Source organism: Aliibacillus thermotolerans (genome assembly GCF_027853235.1).
GTDB classification, from domain to species: Bacteria; Bacillota; Bacilli; order Bacillales; family Marinococcaceae; genus Aliibacillus; species Aliibacillus thermotolerans.
Window position 1 is genome coordinate 1 of record NZ_WKJG01000002.1, and the last position, 986, is coordinate 986.

Sequence of the window (986 nt, forward strand, 5' to 3'; positions counted from 1 at the left end):
AAAATGTCGGACAATTGAACAGGCAAAGCCTGTCCTTGTCCGAAGCCAATTCATCTCCCACTTTCACTGGTGCTAAAAGCACCTTCACGTTTAGAAGTGAGAGACTTCTTGGCTGTAAAGTTAAAATGATGATGCAATTAGTAAAACAAGACAAAGGAACATACCAATTACGGGGAGAAAAGGTTGACAACATAGATGACACGTGGAAAAAAGACATTTCTTACTTACCGCAAAAACTATCCGGTCCTATTCCATATACCGGAGAACAATGGAGGGAAATTATTTCCACTTGGTATGACGATTGGGATGAATCGTTATATGAGCAACTAGTGCGTCAGTTTGATGTACCGACGACGAAACAGATGGAGAAACTGTCTCCCGGGGATCAGCAAAAAATGAAGTTGGCATTGACGATTCCCCGCAATACTCCATTTCTTATTTTAGATGAGCCAACTTCTTTTCTGGATATACCTGCGAAAAAAGTGCTGATGGATGTATTGATTGAATGGTTAGACGCAGGGGAACGGTCCATTTTACTTGCGACACATCAAGTCGAAGATATTCGAAAACTGGCTGATTACCTCGTCGTGTTAAAAAAAGGGAAAACGCTTGGAATGTTTGAAAAAGAAGAATTAACCGAAAAATATCAGCGATTTTGGGTTCGGGGCAATATACCAACAGAACCTGTTCCCGGAGAAATAGAAAGAGACGGCAACACGTTTGTGACAAAATGTGCCCCTCTTGCCGAAATGTTTTTAGAAAAACGAAACATTCAATGGGAAACCGCCGAAGCACTGGAGTTGGAAGAAATTATTACTTACATGATTACGAAAGAATAGAGAGCGTCCGCATGCAAATGGGGGTGAAGTGCAGATGACATAAACTTTATAAAAATATATAAAAGTCAAAAATTATTGTTGAAATACCTCCTACTTTCTTGTATAATATACAAAGTAGGAGGTTGTAAAATGAAATATTACAGTATA

The 986-nt window shown here is 39.1% G+C and carries 1 protein-coding gene; it reads left to right on the forward strand.

Annotated elements, in window-relative coordinates; all coding sequences use genetic code 11:
* Window positions 1-839 (forward strand): ATP-binding cassette domain-containing protein (locus GJS40_RS00030; RefSeq protein WP_270895180.1); only part of this gene is annotated, 839 nt, incomplete at its 5' end.
* Between the last annotated feature and the right edge of the window lie 147 nt (window positions 840-986).